This window comes from Allocoprococcus similis, assembly GCF_054660775.1.
Genome location: NZ_BAAHSG010000045.1, coordinates 1 through 21825, shown reverse-complemented (window position 1 = coordinate 21825; position 21825 = coordinate 1). Strand labels below are relative to the sequence as shown.

Sequence of the window (21825 nt, the reverse complement as noted above, 5' to 3'; positions counted from 1 at the left end):
GCCTCTACATAAATATCACTTATTCAGAAAATCTATCTTTCATTGCTTCACCACATCAACCTGTCATACCGCTTTTTCCCATCCATCAAAAAATTTGACTACTTCCATTTGTCTCACAACTTCCCCAACAAACTTTTTCGCACAAAAAGATCCGGACTTCCCAAACCAGGGAAATCCGGATCTTTTCAAATCTCTACCACTCAAATTTCTTCTCAAAGTATGCTTTGAGATCTTCAATTTTAATTCTTTCCTGCTGCATCGTATCACGGTCACGAACAGTAACTGCTCCGTCTTCTTCAGAATCGAAGTCATAAGTTACGCAGAACGGTGTTCCGATCTCATCCTGACGGCGATATCTCTTACCGATATTTCCTCTGTCATCGAATTCGCAGTTGTAGTATTTGCTAAGCATTGCATAAACCTTCTCAGCACCTTCGTTCAGCTTCTTGGAAAGCGGAAGCACACCGATCTTAATCGGTGCAAGTTCCGGATGGAAGTGCATAACGGTACGTGTAGAACCGTCTTCCAGTTCTTCCTCATCATATGCTGCGCAAAGGAACGCAAGTACCACACGGTCAGCACCAAGTGATGGCTCGATAACGTATGGAATGTATTTTTCATTGGTCTCATCATCAAAGTAAGTCAGATCCTGTCCGGATACATTCTGATGCTGTGTCAGGTCATAATCGGTTCTGTCTGCGATTCCCCACAGCTCGCCCCATCCGAATGGGAAGAGGAATTCTACGTCTGTTGTAGCCTTGCTGTAGAAAGAAAGCTCTTCTTTGTCATGATCTCTGTAACGGACCTCCTCATCCTTAAGTCCAAGAGAGAACAGCCAATCGAGACAGAATTTCTTCCAGTAAGCAAACCATTCAAGGTCTGTATCCGGTTTGCAGAAGAATTCAAGCTCCATCTGTTCAAACTCACGGGTACGGAATGTAAAGTTACCCGGTGTGATCTCGTTACGGAATGATTTACCGATCTGACCAATACCAAATGGAAGCTTCTTTCTTGAAGTTCTCTGTACATTCTTAAAGTTTACGAAGATTCCCTGTGCAGTCTCAGGACGAAGGTAAACAACGTTCTTTGCATCTTCTGTTACACCCTGGAAAGTCTTGAACATCAGGTTAAATTCACGGATCTCTGTGAAATTATGTTTTCCGCAGGTCGGACACGGAACTTCATGTTCTTTGATAAATCCTTCCATCTCTTCATGTGACCATCCATCAATGCTGTCCGGAATATCAATTCCATGCTCATGTGCATAATCTTCAATGATCTTATCTGCACGGAAACGTTCGTGACATTCCTTACAGTCCATCAGCGGATCACTGAATCCTCCCAGATGTCCGGAAGCGATCCATGTCTGCGGATTCATCAGGATCGCACAGTCAACACCTACGTTGTACGGATTCTCCTGAATAAATTTCTTCCACCATGCTCTCTTTACGTTGTTCTTAAGTTCAACACCCAGGTTACCATAATCCCATGTATTTGCAAGCCCACCGTAGATTTCAGACCCCGGATATACAAAGCCTCTTGATTTTGCCAAAGCTACAATTTTGTCCATTGTCTTTTCTACCATAACACTAATCCTCGCATTCTTTTTATTTTTCGTTAGAAGAACAACGCTACTTATCGCGATAACATTTATTCCTCTCTGATTCACCTATTATACCTACTGCATATAGGTTTTGCAAGCTTATCCTGCTAATTTTCGCCAAATTTGTCTTTATTTTCTAATCTAATATACAATTTTCCGGTTATTTCAGCCCTGTGAGCTGCTCCAGAATCTCAAGCGACTTGAATCTGTGATCCACGTATACATCCAGATAACGCCCCATTACCTTTCCCAGTTCCTTTAAAACTTCATCGCTTAAGGTAAAGGTATAGAGCTTTTCCACCGGTGTCCCGACAATGAACTGCATGGCATAAAGGGTAGACGTATTCAGCCGCATTCCGTCATAGACATTCTGACCACATTCACTGCAGACCAGACCGCCCTCCTTCACACTGAACACACAGGGACGTTCCCTGTTCCCGCATCTGACACACTGAAATACCTGCGGTCCTTCCCCGCTGACACTGAGTGCCTTCAGTTCAAATATGTAGCGTACCAGCTCAAATGGAATGATCTTTTTCGTCAGCACGCGCATCGTCTGATAAAGAAGCTTCAGCATTTCCCTCTCGTCATTAGCTTCCCTTGTATAAAAATCTGCAAATTCGAGAAAATAAAATGCATAGTATGCCGCTTCCACATCCGTGCGGAGCTCTGCAAAATAATTCTCGATCTCTGCCGACTGGAGGGTGTTGGAATTTCTTCCTTCATACAGCATGAATTTCCCGAAATTACAAGGCGTACATGCCCCTGCAAGCGGACTGTTCGGTCGTCTTGCTCCTTTTGCAAACGCTGATATTTTCCCTTTTTCTTTTGTCAGGATCACGACTCTTTTATCATATTCACCGATCGGTGCTGCCGACAGAATCATCCCTGTCATTGCTGTTAACTGATTCACTGCATTTGTCCCCGTATTTCTCCGTTTTCGCTTTGCAGACTTCCTTTTCCCGGTAGGAGAGATAATCCTCCACCCGTCCTGTCCTTGCAAACCGATCCCAGTATTCCTGATTCATCCTTCGGTCACCTCATCTTTTTCTTATGCCTTTTAAGATTAGGTTCTCCCATATTCTCAGATGCTATACTGCGTAATATCTGCCAGCTGTTTTTCAGAGAAACACCTTGACATTTTTTACTCGTCTTCTCTATATCCGAAGTTCTTGATCAGAAAATCACTGTCTCTCCAGTCTTTCTTTACTTTTACCCAAAGCTGGAGATTTACCTTACATCCGAGCATCTGCTCGATCTCATATCTTGCCGTGCTGCCGATCTTTTTCAGCATGGATCCCTGTTTACCGATGATGATTCCCTTGTGGGAGTCTCGCTCACAGATGATCGTTGCTTCAATGTCCATCACTTTTTTACGTGCCTTCATCTTCTCGATCGATACCGCGATTCCGTGCGGGATTTCTTCATTCAGACAATGCAGTGCTTTCTCACGGATCAGCTCTGCCACGATCTGCCTTTCCGGCTGGTCGGTAATGGTATCTTCATCATAAAACTGCGGTCCATACGGAAGATATTTCATAATGACCTTTAAAAGCTCGTCCGTATTTTCACCGGTTCTTGCAGATACCGGAACGATATCTGCAAACTGGTATACTTCGTTGTATTTTGCGATACACGGAAGGATGTCTTCCTTCTTCACAGTATCTGCTTTGTTGATGACCAGCACGACCGGAGTTGTCACCTTTCCGAGCTGCTGCACAATGTGCTGCTCTCCGGCTCCGATAAAGGTACTCGGCTCAACCAGCCACAGCACCACATCCACTTCATTTAAAGTGCGCTCTGCCACATTTACCATGTAGGTTCCAAGCTTGTTCTTCGCCTTATGGATTCCCGGTGTATCGACAAATACGATCTGTCCTTCCTCGGTCGTAAGCACCGTCTGGATCCTGTTTCTGGTGGTCTGCGGTTTATTCGATGTAATTGCAATCTTCTGACCGATCAGATAGTTCATAAGGGTGGATTTTCCCACGTTCGGTCTTCCGATCAAAGTTACAAATCCTGATTTAAAATCTGCTCTCATGCATTCTCCTTTTAAAATAAATTCTCAACTGTCATAAACAGTTCTTTCTCTTCTTCTATCTTTGCTTCATTTCCAATCACACAGATCTGATCATTTGCAAGCACCGCACGTGCCACACTTGCAAGTGCACGGATATCCTCCTGGTTTGCTGTAAGGATCTGCTCTCTTTCTTTTCTGATCATCTCTGCGCTCACATGATTCATATATAGATTCATGGAACGGTCACCTTTGGTTGCCGGTGTCATCGGCTGGTCGATATTGCTGATCGTTCCGATGATGTATTTGGTCATATCACGCTCGCTGACCGTGAAGTTCTCCAGATATTCCGGAACTCCATCATAGATCTCAAGCGTTCTTCCAAGGTTCGGGTCACGGTAGGATACAAAATATCCCTCGCCAAGACGGTTAAAGTTGCTCATGCAGCCATAAGCTCCACCTTTCACACGGATATTGATCCAGAGATATTCGTAGCTCATGATCACCTTCAGGATCTGCAGTGCTCCGTTATATTCTTCTCCGGCATCAATAAAGTTGCCTGCCTTTGCCGCAAACTGTACTTTGGAAGAAGTCTTGAATCCTTCGTTCTTCTTCTCACAGTGCAGTACGCATCTGCTTTCTGGTGTTCTCTCCGAATAAAGTGCTTCTTTTAAGCTTCCGATCTCCTCTTCTAAAACGGCAAGTCCTTCTCTTGTGGCTGTGTAACTGATCATCATATTGCCTTTTCTGAAAATCAGTTCGGCTAAAGCTTTTAAGCTATTTGTAATCTCTTCCTTCTTATCTTCGAAATGTTCTTCCATCTCACGGATGTTCTGATAATATCCGATTCCATTTGTCGTATCTTTAAATTTTGAAATCGGCGATTTATAAGACATTGCCCGGAGTGCTGCTGCCGAATGTCCTGCGGAGAGGAAACGATCCTGTAGTCTTGTCTTTGTCATCGAAAGAATCTCTTTCAGACGCTTTTCATCATCCAGCTTCGATGCAGTCAGAATTTCTTTCATCATACAGATGGCAAACGGAATCTGTCCGTAAAGTGCTTTTGCCTTGATCTCAAAGGTTGCCTTGAATTCTTTTTCTCTGACCTTTGTCACATCCGGATAAAGCTCCAATGAAGTCCCGATTCCTCCGGTGTGTCTGTTGATCTCATTGAAGAGCTCTCCGTATTCATAATGCTCCGTATCAATGATTCCGAGAACTGCCTGCAGAAGTCCCACCATCGGCAGATCCTTCTCCGGTACATCGGAAAGATCAAACAGCAGATCCAGATAACCGATTCCATTGGTCTCAATCTCATGGAAAACGGTCGGGATCTCTGCGATCTTCATCTCTTCATTGTAAATCGGTGCGATCTCACGGGAAATGTCTTCTCTTGTCAGCATCGGGATCTTCTCCAGATCTTCCTGACTTGACGGTTCTTCCTGATACTCCTGTAAATGTTTCGTATCCGCAACCAGTTTGTCAATTTCTTCTCTGCTCAGGCTTTCTTTGTATGCCTGCAGTTTTGCTTTTAACTCCTCATCCAGTCTGGCTGTACGTCCCGGCTCCGGTACGATCGTAACCAGTGCGCCGTGCTGATTGTCCAGAAGATAAGCCTGGATCAGTTTTTCAAAATATCCGGTACTGATCTGCTCTTTTAAGAACACAAAAGTATCCAGTGCCTCTACATGAATAAATGGCTTTGTCTCATCATAAAGCCAGCTGTCGAAGATCTGCAGTCCGTACATCAGCCCCTTCGGATAACCTCCGAAGTCTGCCTCGCGGTAACGGAATTCATGATAATTGATTCCGGCTTCCAGTGCCTTTTTGTCCATTCCATTTTCCACGATACTCTTTAATGTATCTTCGATCACCTTCACAAATTCTGCCTTCTGCTCTTCATTGGCATTCTTTGCCACGATGGAAAAGATCGGCTGATAGGTGCTGCTGTCATAGGAACCGCTGATATCTTTTCCGATTCCGGCTTCCAGAAGTGCCTTTGTGATCGGTGCTCCCGGTGCAGAAAGCAGCGCATAGTCCAGGATCTGGAATGCCAGGTACAGCTTTTCATCCAGAGAAGTTCCGATGACTTTATTGTAAGAAAGATAGGTATTATCCTCTGTCGATTCGTTGCTTGCAATGGAATACGGCTTTGTGATATCATGCATCTTTTCAAACGGTTTCTGCAGATGGATCTCGGAATCTACCTCTTTTTTGTCATAGGCAGACAGATATTCCTGATCCAGCCAGTTTAATTTTTCCTCCATATCCATATTGCCATAAAGGTAAATATAGCTGTTGGACGGATGATAATAGGTTCTGTGGAAATTCAGATATTCTTCATAAGTCAGTTCCGGGATCACATCCGGATCTCCGCCGGACTCATTTGCATAAGTCGTATCCGGGAACAGGGAATTCAGGATCATACGGTCCAGAACACCATCCGGTGAAGAAAAAGCTCCCTTCATCTCATTATAAACAACTCCGTTATAAGAAAGCTCCCCATCTGCTTCCTCCAGGCGATAATTCCAGCCTTCCTGACGGAAGATCTCTTCATGTTTGTAAATATTCGGATGCAAGACTGCGTCCATATACACATCCATCAGATTCTGAAAATCCTTTTCATTACAGCTTGCAACCGGATACACGGTCTTGTCCGGATAAGTCATCGCATTTAAAAAGGTATTCAGCGATCCTTTTACCAGTTCCACAAACGGATCCTTGGTCGGGAACTTCTCCGAACCGCACAGAACGGTATGTTCCATGATATGCGGCACTCCGGTGCTGTTCGTAGTCGGAGTACGGAATCCGATGTTAAATACTTTATTCTCATCATCATTGGAGATCAGAAGCACTCTCGCACCACTCTTCTTGTGCTTCAGAAGTGCACCTTCCGATTTCAGATCCGGAAGAGGTCTGTGCTCGATGATCTCATATGCTGTAAGCTTTGTTAAATCCATATATGATTTCCTCCAAATTCTGTAGTTAGTCTCATAAATAACATTGTACACATTTCTTTGATTTGATACAAGGTCTTGGTGGGAAATGTTTTCCTTAAATCCCGATCACAGGCTCATCCTATATATAAATTTTCTGGCAGTAAAAAAGAATTTGCTTTGTCACTTGTCTACCGAATTTTTATGACAGAAAATAAATAAGGAACAGCTACGAAAGCCATTCCTCATTTTCTGTATTATGCATTTTTCTTCTGTGAAAAATCCGCTGCTGTCTGCTTCTTCTGTGAAAACTTCATAAAGGTCAAAAATGCAAGCATCATAACAATTCCTGCCGGAAGTGCAATCCATGCACTCTGTACAAATCCGGCAACAATATAAGTGATAAACGAGATCACCGCGCAGCTTGCCGCATATGGGAGCTGTGTATTGACATGATTAATATGATTGCACTGTGCACCGGCAGATGCCATGATCGTTGTATCCGAAATCGGTGAACAGTGGTCACCACAAACTGCTCCGGCCATACATGCGGAGATGGCAATGATCATCATCGTCTCATTCTTTCCTTCAAATGCATGTACCACGATCGGGATCAGGATTCCGAATGTTCCCCAGCTTGTACCTGTCGCAAATGCAAGGAAGCATCCCACAAGGAAGATGATTGCCGGAAGAAGATTGACCATGCCTTCCGCACTTCCTGCCACAATACCTGCCACATATTCTGCAGCTCCAAGACTGTCTGTCATAGATTTCAGCGTCCATGCAAAAACAAGAATCAGGATTGCCGGAACCATCGCCTTAAATCCATCCGGGAGACATGCCATACACTCATCGAATTTCAGCACACGTCTTACCAGATACAGCACGATTGTGATCACAAAAGCAAAGAAGCTTCCGTACACCAGTCCCTGGGAAGCATCACTTCCTGAAAATGCTTCTACAAAACCGACTCCGTCAAAGAACCCACCAGTGTAGATCATTCCGATCACACAGCAGATGATCAGTGAAATGATCGGGATCAGAAGATCCATTACTTTTCCTTTACAGTTATCCACTGTCTCTTCCTCCGCATTTGCATACGGTCTGTCCGGTGTGGTGTAAATATCACCTTTTTTCGCATTATCTTCATGAACCTTCATCGGACCATACTCAACCTTCATCACAACCATTGCAACCATCATCAGGATGGTAAGGATTGCATAGAAGTTATATGGAATCGCACGAATAAAAATCGAAAATCCATCTTCCCCTTCTACGAATCCGGTAACAGCTGCTGCCCAGGATGAAATCGGGGCAATGATACATACCGGAGCTGCTGTCGCATCGATCAGATACGCAAGCTTTGCTCTGGAAACATTCTGCGCATCCGTTACCGGACGCATCACACTTCCGACTGTCAGACAGTTAAAATAGTCATCGATAAAGATCAGCACACCAAGAATGATTGTTGCAAGCTGTGCACCGACACGGCTCTTGATATGGGAACTTGCCCATTCACCAAATGCGGCAGATCCTCCTGCCTTATTCATCAGGCAGACCATGGTTCCTAAGATAACCAGGAAGATCAGGATTCCCACATTATAGCTGTCAGAAAGCACACTTACGATCCCTTCCTGGAAAATATGGGTGATGGTTCCCTCGAATGAAAATCCAGAATAGAACATTCCACCTACTAAAATACCTACAAATAAAGAGCTGTACACTTCTTTTGTGATCAGTGCCAGCGCAATCGCAACCACCGGTGGAACCAGTGACCAGATACTGGCGTACATCTTCGGTACATACTCCTCTGCGTCCGCTGCAAAAGTGACAAGGGGACTTGCCATTACGCAGATCATTACAGCTGCGAGCAGACTGCTTAACTTTCTCATTTTTTCTCTCAATTAAAAAACCTCCTGTTTTAAAACATAAAAATGCCATGAATAACGCTTGCACCGGCAAAACGCATTCATGGCATGTTTAGTCTTCCTTAAATGTTCTTCCGATAGCGCTCCACGTGTGTGACAGTACGCTGCATCTTCTGCATCGTCCCAGAAACCGGGGTTGGGGTTCCGGCTCCTTCGGCGGTTTCTCCTTTCCCATCTGATGGCTTCCCTGCCATATCACTCAGACGGTACTGATAAATCCCGCGCCTCTATCAAGCTGAATATTCATCATTTTCTTTATCAACCATACTATAAAATTTTCATTTTTGCAAGAGATAATTACTATTTATACATAAATTGCCAGTCCCTTTCCACCACATACCACTCCCAGACTTTTGAATGTGCCACGACAAAAGGAGCCAGAGACTTTCGTCCCTGACTCCTCATTCAAGTCAATCTTATTCTTCAGAACCGTACAGTGTAACGAGTTTCTGCAGATATGCATATCTAGCTTTTGCTTCTTCTTCGTTCTTAGCAAACAGAACTTTAGCCTTTTCAGGATTGAATCTTGCAAGAGCGTTGTAACGAACTTCTCCGTTAAGGAATTCTTCGTATCCAGCAAGGTCTGGTGCTTTGCTGTCAAGAGTGAACTTAGATCCTTCTGCTTCTGGATTGAAACGGAAGTTGTTCCAGTATCCACATTCAACTGCAAGCTGTTCTTCTGTCTGAGCTTTGCTCATACCTTTCTTGATACCATGGTTGATACATGGAGCGTAAGCGATGATCAGGGATGGTCCCGGATATGCTTCAGCTTCTGCGATAGCTTTTACAGTCTGGTTGAAGTCAGCACCCATAGCGATCTGTGCAACGTATACGTAACCGTAGCTCATTGCGATAGAAGCAAGGTCTTTCTTCTTAGTTTCTTTTCCGCCTGCTGCGAACTGAGCGATAGCACCAGTCTTAGTAGACTTAGAAGACTGTCCACCTGTGTTAGAGTAAACTTCTGTATCGAATACCATTACGTTGATGTCTTTTCCACTTGCAAGTACGTGGTCAACACCACCGAATCCGATATCGTAAGCCCATCCGTCACCACCGAAGATCCACTGAGATTTCTTAGCGAGGAAGTCTTTCTTTTCAACGATATCTTTGCATGTCGGGCAGTCGCATCCTTCTAATGCAGCAACAAGTTTGTCTGTAGCTGTTCCGTTAGTAGCTCCACATCCGTATGTTTCAAGCCATTCGTTGCAAGCAGCTTTTGCTTCTTCGCTGGCTTTATCTGATGCAGCAACTTCTTCAACTTTAGCTTTCAGACCTTCTCTAATTGCTTTCTGAGCAAGTAACATACCGTAACCAAACTCAGCAGCATCTTCGAACAGTGAGTTAGACCAAGCCGGTCCCTGTCCCTTAGAGTTTACTGTGTAAGGTGTAGACGGTGATGAGTTACCCCAGATAGATGAACATCCTGTTGCGTTAGCGATGTACATTCTGTCACCAAATAACTGTGTGATAAGTTTAGCGTATGGAGTCTCTCCACATCCAGCACAAGCTCCTGAGAACTCAAGCAGTGGCTGTTTGAACTGAGATCCTTTTACTGTATTTTCTTTAAATTTAGCAACAACTTCTGGTTTTACTTCGATTTCTGTACCAAAGTCGAAGTATACCTGTTCTCCAGCGTTTTCTTCCATGTTACCCATAACAAGAGCTTTTTCACCCTTCTTACCTGGGCAGACATTTGCACAAGAGCCACATCCTGTACAGTCATAAGCTGATACAGTCATTGTGAACTTCATTCCCGGCATACCGATCATGTCGATTGCTTTCAGTCCTTCTGGTGCTTTTGCAAGTTCTTCTTCTGTAAGAGCTACCGGACGGATTGCAGCGTGCGGACATACATATGCACAACGGTTACACTGGATACATGTCTCTGACTGCCAGATCGGGATATCTACTGCGATACCACGTTTTTCGTAAGCAGCTGTTCCTGACGGTGTAGATCCATCTACATAATCTTTGAATGCAGATACAGGCAGTGTGTTACCTTCCTGAGCGTTAACTTTAGCCTGGATATTCTTAACGAATGCTACTGCATCTTCTCTTCCACCCTTAACTTCTGGTGTGAACAGACCTTCGTCTTCGCAGTTCTTCCAGCTTTCCGGTACTTCAACAGCGTTAACCTGTTTAGCTCCGGCATCGATAGCATCGTAGTTCATCTGTACGATCTTATCACCCTTCTTACCGTATGTAGCTTTTGCAGCTTTCTTCATAAGGTCGATAGCTTCTTCTTCCGGAATGATGTTAGCCAGTTTGAAGAATGCAGACTGAAGAACTGTATTGATACGTCCGCCAAGTCCGATTTCTTTACCGATCTTGATACCATCGATTGTGTAGAATTTGATGTCATGGTTAGCGATGAATGCTTTTACCTGTCCCGGAAGATGTTTGTCCAGTTCTTCTACTGTCCATGGGCAGTTAAGAAGGAATGTACCACCATCTACAAGTTCCTGAACCATGTTGTATTTGTTGATGTATGACGGGTTGTGGCATGCAACAAAGTTTGCTTTATGAATCAGGTAAGTAGATTTGATCGGTTTCTTACCAAAACGGAGGTGAGACATTGTAACACCACCGGATTTCTTTGAATCATAATCAAAGTAAGCCTGTGCATACATATCTGTGTTATCACCGATGATCTTGATAGAGTTCTTGTTAGCTCCGACTGTTCCGTCAGCTCCAAGTCCCCAGAACTTACAGTTGATTGTTCCTTCCGGTGTTGTAACCAGTGGAGCACCTACTTCAAGAGAAAGTCCTGTTACATCATCAACGATACCGATTGTGAATTTAGCTTTTGCTTCGTTCTCGAATACAGCAACAACCTGAGCCGGTGTTGTATCTTTAGAACCAAGTCCGTAACGTCCTGAGTTGATCTTAACAGCATCGAATTTTGTTCCTTTAAGAGCTGCAACAACGTCAAGGTACAGAGGTTCTCCAAGAGATCCTGGTTCTTTTGTTCTGTCAAGAACGTTGATGTACTTAACAGTATCCGGAATTGCATCTACAAGTGCCTGTGCACAGAATGGTCTGTAAAGACGAACTTTAACAACGCCAACCTTCTTGCCCTGAGCAAGTAAGTAATCGATTGTTTCATCGATTGTGTCACAAACAGATCCCATAGCGATGATTACGCTTTCAGCGTCTTCTGCACCATGGTAGTTGAACAGTTTGTAGTTTGTTCCGATCTTAGCGTTAACTTTGTCCATGTATTCCTGTACGATTGCCGGCATAGCATCGTAGTATGGGTTACATGCTTCACGAGCCTGGAAGAATGTATCCGGGTTCTGAGCTGATCCTCTTTCACATGGATGGTTCGGGTTCAGTGCATGTGCACGGAATTCCTTGATTGCATCCTTATCTACGAGATCTTCCAGATCTTCGTAATCCCATGTTTCGATCTTCTGGATTTCGTGTGATGTACGGAAACCATCGAAGAAGTTAATGAATGGAATTTTACCTTTCAGTGCTGCACAGTGTGCAACCGGTGTCAGGTCCATAACTTCCTGTACGCTGGATTCACAGAGCATTGCGCATCCAGTCTGACGACAGGCGTAAACATCTGAATGATCACCAAAAATATTAAGAGCGTGTGAAGCTACTGCACGGGCAGATACGTTGAATACACCCGGAAGCTGTTCACCAGCAATTTTATATAAGTTAGGAATCATAAGAAGTAAGCCCTGGGAAGCTGTGTAAGTAGTAGTAAGCGCACCTGCTGACAGTGAGCCGTGTACAGTACCTGCTGCACCTGCTTCAGACTGCATTTCTGTTACCTGAACAGTCTGACCAAAAATATTCTTTCTTCCTTGTGTTGCCCATTCGTCTGTGGCTTCAGCCATTACAGATGAAGGTGTGATCGGGTAAATAGCAGCAACTTCTGTATAAGCATAAGAAGCATGAGCAGCTGCATGGTTACCATCCATGGTCTTCATTGATCTTGCCATTTTCTTTGTTCCTCCTTAGATTGTGTCAAAACTTTTACTTGTGTTAAAATTTTTCTACACTTTCGTTCGATATTATTATAGCTGTTCATATATGAAAAGTCCAGTCATTTTAATGTTCTGATTGTTCCTTTTGACGTACAAACCCTGCATTTTAGAAGGTTGTTTTATGTAAACTATAGTAAGTTTTGACTATCTTGCATTACAAAAGAGACGGACATCTGTCCGTCTCTCGTCATACATTATCACTTACTTTTTTAACAAATATTATACGTTGAATCTGAACAGGATAATATCTCCGTCCTGTACAACATACTCCTTACCTTCCAGTCTCACCAGGCCTTTTTCTTTTGCAGCGTTATAAGTGCCACATGCCATCAAGTCATCATAGGATACGATCTCAGCGCGGATGAATCCTCTTTCAAAATCAGAATGGATCTTTCCTGCTGCCTGTGGTGCTTTCGTTCCTTTTTTGATCGTCCATGCACGGACTTCCGGTTCTCCTGCTGTCAGGTAACTGATCAGTCCAAGAAGGCTGTAGCTTGCCTTGATCAGCTTTTCAAGACCAGATTCCTTAAGTCCCAGTTCTTCCAGGAACATACTCTTTTCATCATCATCAAGTTCCGCGATCTCCTGCTCAATTTCCGCACATACAACGAATACTTCGCAGTCCTCTTTTTTTGCATACTCACGGACCGCCTGTACTCCTGCATTACTCGCACCATCATCTGCAAGATCATCTTCTGCCACATTTGCAGCAAAAATAACCGGCTTGTAGGTCAGAAGATTGTAGCTTTCCAGCCACTGCTGTTCATCTTCGTCATTGATATCATCAAAGCTCTTTGCCATCTTTCCATCTTCCAGATGTGCTTTAATTCTTTCCATCAGTGCCAGCTCTTTTGCGATCGTCTTGTCATTTCTTGCTGCTCTGACTGCTTTGGAAATTCTTCTTTCCAGGATCTCAAGGTCTGAAAAGATCAGCTCCAGGTTGATCGTCTCAATGTCACGCAGCGGATCGATATTTCCGTCTACATGGACAATATTGCTATCCTCGAAACAACGTACTACATGAACAATTGCATCAACCTCACGGATATTTGCGAGAAACTGGTTTCCAAGACCTTCTCCTTTGGATGCACCTTTTACAAGGCCTGCAATATCTACAAACTCAATCGCTGCCGGGATGATCTTTTTGGTGTGATACATCTCACCAAGCACATCCAGACGTTCATCCGGTACAGTAACAACACCCACATTTGGATCAATGGTACAGAATGGGTAGTTGGCTGATTCTGCTCCTGCTTTTGTCAGTGAATTAAATAAAGTACTTTTTCCTACATTAGGTAATCCTACGATACCAAGTTTCATTTTCTCTATTTCCTCCTATAAATCCTTTGATTTTCAGTATAATTATCTAAATTCAGTACTCTGTATTATACCATAGCCTTTTCTCTTTGTGAATATTTAAGTTTCTGTTTTCTTTACACTTGTAAGCGACCTTATTTGTAAAACTTAATTTTCTCTAATAAATCTGTTGTGCCTGCCACCAATGGTAGGTCGTTCTTGATGAAAAAATTTTCCCGGTTATTTGAATACTTGAAAGCAAAACACTCACCCATTCCGGGTGAATGCCTTATCAAAACTTCATTATTTTATTGTTTGATTTATGTACTGGCAATTCATCATACATTGCTTTAAAAAGTCCAGCCAAATATTCTTTACTGTCAACATCTTCTACTAACAGCATCTCTTTTGCCCCTTCATACGGTAATTCATAAATCGCAGTTGCCATATAAGAAACTGCAGATTTTGTCGGTTTCACAAGTAACCTGTCATCATATATGCCTCCGACAATCCTGTCACGATAATATATGATATATTCTCCCATCATTGCACGATAACTAATTTCTTCCAAATCAGATAACTGCTCTAATATAAATTGTAAATATTCTTTGCTAGAAGCCATGTCTTTGTCCTTTCAAATACCTGCATTTTCCCATTATACTGTAATCTCAATTTGATTATCCTCAACCACAACAATGCAGCTTTCGTAATATCCATCCCCCGTAATCCGAGGTCCACTAATAACCTCATAACCATCCGCTTTTAGTTCTGCTGTCAATGCATCCACTTTTTCCTTACTTCCCACGCTAAAAGCTATATGTGAATATCCAGTACGAGCTGGTTTCTTCGGTAAATCAGCCATTTCCGGTATATTCATAATTTCAATACGTGCACCATCCTCAAATGTGAGAAAATAAGAACAAAAGCCTGTTTTCTGATTGTGATATCCATCATTAGATTTTGCTCTGAAATATTTCATAAAGAATTTTTTTGTACTTTCCAAATCACTTACATAAAGTGCAACATGTTCAATTCTCATGATTATTCCTCCACTTCTGTATTGATAAGCTGTTTAATAATCTGCCTTTTCTCTTCTACTACTACAATATATTTATGGTTAATATCCCTTACAGCCAGTAAGGAATTATCCATCTTGTTGCTTAAGCTGTTAGAATGAGTGGAGCAATAGGTCTGGCCTCCTTCTCTCAGGACTTTACGTCCGTAAAATAGTCAGCCAACCAGCCACTCTTTCGCAGCATTCGTTTTATGCAGGTTGAACCTTGATACGTTCGTGTGAAACACCCAGTAGATTGAATAGGCAATGAGAAAACTGGTATTGACCATTGCTAATACATTACAAAGGAGTATCTGTTATGAACGCTGTTGGTATTGATGTTTCCAAAGGAAAAAGCACTGTCACTATCCGAAAACCAGGAGATGTGATTCTTATGTCCCCCTGCGATATCCCAGTTTCCCTTAGTTAAAGATATGAACCCTCTTTATCAGTCTACTTTTCCAATAAATCGGTAATATATCTCTATTTCCTGTATTCTTTCGTTCTCCTCATTCGTTGTTGCTTCGTGAATAAGGATTTTTTCTATCATTGCATTTAATAACGGTGCTGTCAGTTCCTTTGGTACGGAATACTCCTTGATTAACTCAATCCACCTTTCAGCACCTATCATATCCTGTTCCATTTTACTTAATTCTTCTCTTAGGTTGGTTATCTGCTGTTCCAGTTCTATCTGTTCTTTCTGATATTTCCCCGACAGCATGATGAAGTTTCGTTCCGTTATCTTCTCACAGGCTCTATCTTCGTACATTTTCGCAAACAAGCGGTCAATCTCATTTTGTCGGTTCTCGGCTTTCTTCAAGGCACTTGCCTTTTTCTTCTTTTCCCGTATTCGCTCTGCATTGCCAGCCTTTTGTATCTTATTCAACACCTTTTCTTCGTCCTGCTGTACTGCCTTAGCCCAATACTGCAATCGTTCCAATACGGCTTGATACAACACATCATAACGGATATAGTGCATAGAACAAGTACCTTTGCCAAACTGCCCGTAGTAACTGCAAGCATAATAACTGTATGGCGTTTTATTTGCCTTATTTGTCGCAAACCGCATAGACCAGCCACAATCCGCACACTTGACAAGCCCTGCAAATATCGGCGTTGCTTTTTCCTTTGTCTGTCTACGCCTTGATTTTATCTGTTCCTGCACACGATAGAACACTTCCTTGTCAATAATCGGTTCATGGGTATTTTCTACTCGAAACCATTCACTTTCGGGCTTACGCACTTTTTTCTTGCTCTTGAATGAAACTGTTGATTGTCGATTATGAACGCTGTTTCCGATATAGACTTCACTTTTTAAGATTGCCTTGACATGAGCAATCGTCCACTCATAACGCTTGCTTTCGGGCTTTCCCTCAAAGATGTGTGCAAAAGTACCGTACCTTGTGAAATTCAGCCAAGACGCTGTCGGAACTTTTTCTTCTCGCAGTACCTTTGTGATTTTTGCACTACCGTAACCTTGATAGGCTAGGGAGAAGATTTTTTCAACAATCCATTTTGTTTCCTCATCAACCAGCAGTTTTCCTTTGATGTCGGGGTGTTTCTTATATCCTAACGGAGCATAAGCCCCATAATACGCACCCTCTGCAAATTTTGTCTTAAATGCCGATTTCACTTTACGGCTTGTATCTCTTGCCACCCATTCATTAATGATATTTTTAAATGGTGCAATCTCACTTTCGCCTTTTTCGCTGTCTACACCGTCGTCAATCGCTATGTAACGGACATTATGGCTGGGAAAATACAATTCTGTATATTGTCCTGTCATAATATAATTTCTGCCAAGTCGGGAAAGGTCTTTCGTTACAACACAGTTGATTTTTCCTGCCTCTATATCTTCAATCATTCTCTGGAAACTCGGTCTTTCAAAATTTGTTCCCGACCAGCCGTCATCAATATATTCATCAATCACATTCAAATGATGTTCTTTTGCATATAGACGCAACATACTTCTTTGTGTGGTAATGCTGGAACTTTCGCCCTGTAATTCATCATCTCGGCTTAACCTAAGATAAAGTGCAGTATTGTAAATCTGTTGTTTCATTGTCAGTTATCCTCCTTTATAACTAACCCGTGTTTACAATACCTGCTTGCAAGTAAAGTATAACACGGGTACTTTTTGTCATTCAATCTATTTCTTACAACTGCACCGATTTTATGCGATTGTCTGCTTTGCTTTTTCCAGCATAACATCTGTCAGAAGTTCTCCCATTGTCTTTCCCTTTTCGGAAAAATGCTCTTTTATAACAATCTTTGTTTTTCCTCTGTTGCCAATGCCACGCTTATTATTTGTCTTTTCCTGCCTTGTTTTTACAATATCAGCAATAACACATACCCCCTTTCTGTAAAAATCTTTTCTAAGCAATTCAACGGCTTTTGTCATAGCCCACAGGAGTTCCACCTCTGCATAGTTCTTATGTAGCCGTACCCATTGCGTGCGACGCTCTGAACGCTCAAGCTGTGGCTGTACGGGAGTATCATTATCAGACAGGACAGGTCATGGCGATAAAAGAGAACAAATCTTTTACAGGAACACAAATAAGTTGTCGCTCGCTTTTGCAGGGGAAAGGTCATGGCGTATCTGTTTCAACGGCTCGCTGTCTGTCAAACGTATTGAACTGCTTTATTCAGTTGTCAAAGAACATGAAAGAAGAAAATCGTCTTTCCTATATACCGCGTTGGAAAAGAGCAGAAGCGTAACCAATCTTCAAAACTTTTCTCTTTTCCTGCACCATATAGGGAAAGAAAGTGTCATTCTGCTAAGTTGGTGATGAAAAAATCTGATTTTCTTTTCACACCCTAACTACCCATGCAACACTATTACTACCAACTATGGAATGAAAGATTTTCTTTGCTCCATATAGGGAATGGAAACTACGGATTGTTAAGTTGAAATTGAAAATCGTTTCTTCTTTCACATCATATAGGGACAGCAACCACCGATTTAATGACCTGTTTTCAAAAAAAGTCAGATTTCCTTTCCTTGCACCATATCTGTACGCAAGTAACCGTTTTGTTGCAGATTTTTTGAAGAAATTAAAAAATACCGTCATTCCCTTGTGGAACAGCGGTATCTTTCTCAATCATATCTGCTATGTCTGTTGTCATTTGTTTAATTTTTAATTCCTGCTTTTCTGTTAGTCTTGTATGTCTGTCGATTTCTTCCAGATAATTTGCTCCTGTTTTCTTTTCAATCTCTTTTATCATCAATAAAGAGGGCATGACCTGTCTTTCTAACCAGCGTTTTGTTTTCTCCATATTGACAGCAACAGGCGTCATAATAAACGGAAGTGAGGTCGTTACATTATCTAAAAATATATCCCATAAAATATAATCGGGAAAATCTATCTGTGTGAGGATAAGGCTTGCTATGGTCTGTTCGGGATTTCTTGTAAAAACAAGTTGTTCTATCGTTTGTTCTGCTTTTCCATTTTTTAAACGAATTTCAAAGCGGTTCTTAATGTTTGTTTTTATACCTTTGCTTTTTTGTTCCTTTTCTTTTTCATACAGGCAAAAGTAGATGGAACTATTCTTTGAACCGATATAAAAGGTTTTTGCAGTATCTCCATGTGTACCCGATAATTTCCCGCTGTCTACTGCTTCATGGGTTCTTGAACGTTTCCATACCTTGTTGGCATAATAGCGTTCCCTTAGAATTTCTATATCCAGCAGTCCGCCCATATCATTGACCGCTAAATCTATGCGTTTAAAAACACCTTGATAATCTATACAACATCTTAAAAAGTAATACCAGTCTATCCCTCTTGCCTGTAAAACATATTCCAAGTTCCGACACCCCATACCTCTTAATTCCAATAAAACACCCATAGAACTATCTTTAGAAGCATTTACACTAATATCCCCATAGACATACTGTTCTTCATAGCCATACATTCCGTAATCTTCATGGATAAAATATTCGCTCTTCATTGCCAGTACATTTTTTATAATTTCCAATGCGTCTGTGGTGAGAAAACGAACACGCAGGTAGTCAATCGTTAAAGTGAAAGGCTGAGTACAATTACAATAATCAAGATAATGTAGAAGTATATGTTTCATTTCTTTACTGGCTTTTGTTTTTCCGTTTTCAATTTCATTTAAGTTCTGCCTGCTGATTTGCAATTCCTGTGCCAGTCGTGATTGCGAATAATCACAGTCTTTTCTCTTTTGCTTTAATGTTTCAATAAATTTCATATCATTCATGCTTTATTCCTCCAATCAAAAAAGGCATATACTCATAGAAGCATACGCCTTGTATCTTATCATTATTTGCTATTGATATGCTGTTTTAGACCTGTCGGATCGAAAAAATAGGATGTGAAGTGAAATAAGTTCTTATAACCTTGTAAATCGTTGCATATCAGCAGTTTTGTATTTGTTTTTGCTCTTGTCTTTTGTAATAGTACCCCCCTGTTAGATAACGGGGGCTTTGAACGGCTCGCAAGCTCGCCGAACCGCCGAAGCGAACCGCCCCCTTGCAAGCATGGCGGAAAAATCTTAAGGATTTTCCCGCCAACGTGGTCGGATCGCTCCGTCGGTTTAACAGCTTTTCTGTTTCTCTCTAGTTATCTACGCATATAAATCAAATCGGTTATTCCGTTATAAGTCTGTGTTTTACAAAGCCTTAACTTTATTTCCCTGTCTATGTTGCCCAAAAGACGAACCCCATTTCCTAACAGAGTAGGAATAACAGAAATGTAATATTTATCAATCATATTTTTGCTTACCAACTGCTGAACAAGATTTGCTCCGCCACAAATCCAAATATCCTTTCCTGCTTCTTGTTTTAGCCGTTCCAATAATAAAACAGGATTTTCACTTGTAAAATGAATTTGTTGGGAAGAATTGCACTCTTTATGTGTTAATACATAAGTTGTAAATTTATTATATACCCATTCTTGCGGAGAAAGTTCAGTAACAACCTGATGAGAAGTATTCCACCCCATTAAGACAGTATCTATATCTTTGGTAAATTCTGTATAAGTGTCGATGTTTTCATTGTCATTTCCATGACCATTTAGCCAAGCTACTCCACCATTACCGTCCGCAATATATCCGTCAAGGCTCATGGCAATAAATAAAACTACTTTTCTCATTTTTTCTCTTTTATAAATACAAACAGGAATTTATTTCTCTTTTTTACTCATAAGGGAACAACTGATTGCTACAAATAAACCCATTAAAATCCATGGAAATGCTGCTCTTATAAAATCACTAACCATACTTTATTCCTCCTTAAATTCCAATTTCCTTAGTTCTACAAACTGAAATTTTTGCCTATGAATGTATCTTGTTCTTTATACGCAAACAGGCTTCTGTGTGCATAATCCAATGTCTTGAAAACGGCATTTGAATTAGTCCACAAATATCTTTATTACACCAATAATCAATCAGCCAAATTGCTTTTTCATTGTCGTTTACTACATTCAACGATTCTAAGTATCCTTTTCTTTCTTTCGGTATTTTTCTTTTCAATTCATCATAAGATAACCGTTCAAGCATTTTCTCAGTGCTTTCCCATACTTCGAAAATATATAAATATAATTCTTCCAGATTAAGCTGTTTTGAAAAGTCTGCAATCTGCTGTTTCATGAGTTCATTTCCTGTTGTAATGATAGGTGAATTGATACGCTCTTGATAATTGCCTGCAAAAAATACTTGTTCATCTTCATTTATCACTGTATGCACAACTATATCTTCAATGCGGAAAATATGCCAAATAGAATAAGCAATCGTCTTACTATGATAACCATCAGCGTTTATGAAGGGGATTGAGTTAAAATCTTCTCTGCATAATTCTTCTTTGAAAGATACTAAGGTTTGTATTAACTGACTTCGTAAAGTAAGTAAAGTATCAATACCCCTCTTATAAGTATCTTTCTTTTTTATTTGTGCCTGCATTGTTTTATTAAGTTCAGACCATTCCTTATTCATATTCAATCCTCTCTCAAATTCTGATTTTATCGCCCCATACAAACTGGAATTTGTCTTACAACAATTTATATATGCATAAAAAGCAATATATTTATGAAAACACCCTAAATCCAAAATTTACTCAATTCATTTTTTCCTTACATAAAATGTTCTCGTATATTTCACTTCCTCACCAAGTGTTTCCCCTATCAAAACTTCAAAATCATTGATATCAAATTCTGGAAAGAATGTATCTCCATCTTCAATATTTAAATCTACTTCTGTGATATACATTTTATCTACTATTTGCAAAGCTTCCTTAAATAGTCCATATCCACCAGATATGTATACATCTCGTCCTTTAGCCAATAATAATGCATCTTCTAATGATTTAACTGAAACTAAATTATCTCCTTGATACTCTGTTGTGGTGGAAACAACAATATTCATTCTATTAGGCAACGGATGACCGATTTCTTCATAAGACTTTCGCCCCATAATAACCACATTACCCGTTGTTAACTCTCTAAATTGCTTTTGTTCTCCCTTTATTTTCCATGGTATATTACCATTCTTGCCTATAACATTATTCTTTGACCTCGCAACAATCAAACCTATCATCTATTTCATCCTCCATAATATGATGTCGTACCTGTGATTCCATCAAGTGCACCACATCTTAACAAACTCAAAATTATCTCGAACTAACCAGCTCGACAAATTCCTTTTTTGTCTTCATCTGCATTATATCATATTGTTATAAGCATTGCCATTTCTTTTCTGCTTTTGAAAAGTTACTTATCAGCCTATGTTTTGTAAAGGGTGATATTCAGCATTTCTCACGCAACAAGCCCTTGACAAACCATAGACTAATAAGTTTTAAGGTAATCAAGCAGAAATGAAATAGTCTGCTGTTTCACGGCAACAAAAAAGAGATACCAACACACTTATGTAGTATCTCTTAGTCTAGTAGCAATATTCTTTTGTTTGCAAGCAGGTAAACATGGGCTGTTTCTTAATATCTTTTTGTTTGGGAAACACCTCATTCCCAGTCTGCCA

At 41.1% G+C, this 21825-nt stretch carries 15 protein-coding genes, 1 pseudogene and 1 riboswitch; all 16 genes and pseudogenes read right to left on the bottom strand.

The window, feature by feature from the left end; genetic code table 11:
* Positions 1 to 193: 193 nt before the first annotated feature.
* A complete protein-coding gene (locus ACYQ5K_RS15440; RefSeq protein WP_173689093.1) occupies positions 194 to 1585 on the bottom strand; it encodes a glycine--tRNA ligase in 1392 nt (463 codons plus the stop codon).
* A 178-nt stretch (positions 1586 to 1763) separates the two neighbouring features.
* Positions 1764 to 2516 (bottom strand): DNA repair protein RecO, encoded by a 753-nt coding sequence (gene recO / locus ACYQ5K_RS15435; RefSeq protein WP_173689092.1) that lies wholly within the window; start codon positions 2514 to 2516, stop codon positions 1764 to 1766.
* Positions 2461 to 2631 (bottom strand): hypothetical protein, encoded by a 171-nt coding sequence (locus tag ACYQ5K_RS15430; protein ID WP_173689091.1) that lies wholly within the window; start codon positions 2629 to 2631, stop codon positions 2461 to 2463. The genes recO and ACYQ5K_RS15430 overlap by 56 nt, the downstream gene beginning before the upstream one ends.
* Before the next feature lie 116 nt (positions 2632 to 2747).
* Positions 2748 to 3644, bottom strand: a complete 897-nt coding sequence (era, locus tag ACYQ5K_RS15425) for a GTPase Era (RefSeq protein WP_173689090.1) — start codon at positions 3642 to 3644, stop codon at positions 2748 to 2750.
* A gap of 11 nt (positions 3645 to 3655) precedes the next feature.
* On the bottom strand, positions 3656 to 6580 hold the full coding sequence (locus ACYQ5K_RS15420; RefSeq protein WP_459777884.1) for an insulinase family protein: 2925 nt from the start codon (positions 6578 to 6580) through the stop codon (positions 3656 to 3658).
* Positions 6581 to 6813: 233 nt separating this feature from the next.
* A complete protein-coding gene (locus tag ACYQ5K_RS15415; protein WP_243259216.1) occupies positions 6814 to 8415 on the bottom strand; it encodes a Na+/H+ antiporter NhaC family protein in 1602 nt (533 codons plus the stop codon).
* Positions 8416 to 8554: 139 nt separating this feature from the next.
* Positions 8555 to 8722: riboswitch (Lysine riboswitch) on the bottom strand.
* A 178-nt stretch (positions 8723 to 8900) separates the two neighbouring features.
* Positions 8901 to 12440, bottom strand: a complete 3540-nt coding sequence (gene nifJ / locus ACYQ5K_RS15410) for a pyruvate:ferredoxin (flavodoxin) oxidoreductase (protein ID WP_173689088.1) — start codon at positions 12438 to 12440, stop codon at positions 8901 to 8903.
* Positions 12441 to 12704: 264 nt separating this feature from the next.
* Positions 12705 to 13805 (bottom strand): redox-regulated ATPase YchF, encoded by a 1101-nt coding sequence (gene ychF / locus ACYQ5K_RS15405; protein ID WP_173689087.1) that lies wholly within the window; start codon positions 13803 to 13805, stop codon positions 12705 to 12707.
* Between the two features lie 268 nt (positions 13806 to 14073).
* Entirely contained in the window at positions 14074 to 14403 is a 330-nt protein-coding gene (locus ACYQ5K_RS15400; RefSeq protein WP_459777883.1) for a TfoX/Sxy family protein, read from the bottom strand.
* Positions 14404 to 14436: 33 nt separating this feature from the next.
* A complete protein-coding gene (locus tag ACYQ5K_RS15395; RefSeq protein WP_173689029.1) occupies positions 14437 to 14820 on the bottom strand; it encodes a VOC family protein in 384 nt (127 codons plus the stop codon).
* 463 nt (positions 14821 to 15283) lie between these two features.
* Entirely contained in the window at positions 15284 to 16897 is a 1614-nt protein-coding gene (locus tag ACYQ5K_RS15390) for a recombinase family protein (RefSeq protein WP_009273379.1), read from the bottom strand.
* A gap of 111 nt (positions 16898 to 17008) precedes the next feature.
* Positions 17009 to 17236, bottom strand: a complete 228-nt coding sequence (locus ACYQ5K_RS15385) for a hypothetical protein (protein ID WP_009273378.1) — start codon at positions 17234 to 17236, stop codon at positions 17009 to 17011.
* A gap of 653 nt (positions 17237 to 17889) precedes the next feature.
* Entirely contained in the window at positions 17890 to 19056 is a 1167-nt protein-coding gene (locus tag ACYQ5K_RS15380; protein WP_009273376.1) for an XRE family transcriptional regulator, read from the bottom strand.
* Between the two features lie 362 nt (positions 19057 to 19418).
* Positions 19419 to 19949 (bottom strand): dihydrofolate reductase family protein, encoded by a 531-nt coding sequence (locus ACYQ5K_RS15375; RefSeq protein WP_002303421.1) that lies wholly within the window; start codon positions 19947 to 19949, stop codon positions 19419 to 19421.
* A gap of 181 nt (positions 19950 to 20130) precedes the next feature.
* Positions 20131 to 20787, bottom strand: coding sequence for a hypothetical protein (locus tag ACYQ5K_RS15370; protein ID WP_002303420.1), 657 nt, complete (start codon positions 20785 to 20787; stop codon positions 20131 to 20133).
* A gap of 104 nt (positions 20788 to 20891) precedes the next feature.
* A pseudogene (gene dfrF, locus ACYQ5K_RS15365) lies at positions 20892 to 21387 on the bottom strand (trimethoprim-resistant dihydrofolate reductase DfrF).
* Positions 21388 to 21825 lie beyond the last annotated feature (438 nt).

What these genes read in the sequence shown, in the direction of transcription:
- ACYQ5K_RS15440 (WP_173689093.1), bottom strand. Translation starts at nt 1,585, where the DNA reads ATGGTAGAAAAGACAATGGACAAAATTGTAGCTTTGGCAAAATCAAGA.
- ACYQ5K_RS15430 (WP_173689091.1), bottom strand. Translation starts at nt 2,631, where the DNA reads ATGAATCAGGAATACTGGGATCGGTTTGCAAGGACAGGACGGGTGGAG.
- era (WP_173689090.1), bottom strand. Translation starts at nt 3,644, where the DNA reads ATGAGAGCAGATTTTAAATCAGGATTTGTAACTTTGATCGGAAGACCG.
- ACYQ5K_RS15420 (WP_459777884.1), bottom strand. Translation starts at nt 6,580, where the DNA reads ATGGATTTAACAAAGCTTACAGCATATGAGATCATCGAGCACAGACCT.
- ACYQ5K_RS15415 (WP_243259216.1), bottom strand. Translation starts at nt 8,415, where the DNA reads ATGATCTGCGTAATGGCAAGTCCCCTTGTCACTTTTGCAGCGGACGCA.
- nifJ (WP_173689088.1), bottom strand. Translation starts at nt 12,440, where the DNA reads ATGGCAAGATCAATGAAGACCATGGATGGTAACCATGCAGCTGCTCAT.
- ychF (WP_173689087.1), bottom strand. Translation starts at nt 13,805, where the DNA reads ATGAAACTTGGTATCGTAGGATTACCTAATGTAGGAAAAAGTACTTTA.
- ACYQ5K_RS15400 (WP_459777883.1), bottom strand. Translation starts at nt 14,403, where the DNA reads ATGGCTTCTAGCAAAGAATATTTACAATTTATATTAGAGCAGTTATCT.
- ACYQ5K_RS15395 (WP_173689029.1), bottom strand. Translation starts at nt 14,820, where the DNA reads ATGAGAATTGAACATGTTGCACTTTATGTAAGTGATTTGGAAAGTACA.
- ACYQ5K_RS15390 (WP_009273379.1), bottom strand. Translation starts at nt 16,897, where the DNA reads ATGAAACAACAGATTTACAATACTGCACTTTATCTTAGGTTAAGCCGA.
- ACYQ5K_RS15385 (WP_009273378.1), bottom strand. Translation starts at nt 17,236, where the DNA reads ATGACAAAAGCCGTTGAATTGCTTAGAAAAGATTTTTACAGAAAGGGG.
- ACYQ5K_RS15380 (WP_009273376.1), bottom strand. Translation starts at nt 19,056, where the DNA reads ATGAATGATATGAAATTTATTGAAACATTAAAGCAAAAGAGAAAAGAC.
- ACYQ5K_RS15375 (WP_002303421.1), bottom strand. Translation starts at nt 19,949, where the DNA reads ATGAGAAAAGTAGTTTTATTTATTGCCATGAGCCTTGACGGATATATT.
- ACYQ5K_RS15370 (WP_002303420.1), bottom strand. Translation starts at nt 20,787, where the DNA reads ATGAATAAGGAATGGTCTGAACTTAATAAAACAATGCAGGCACAAATA.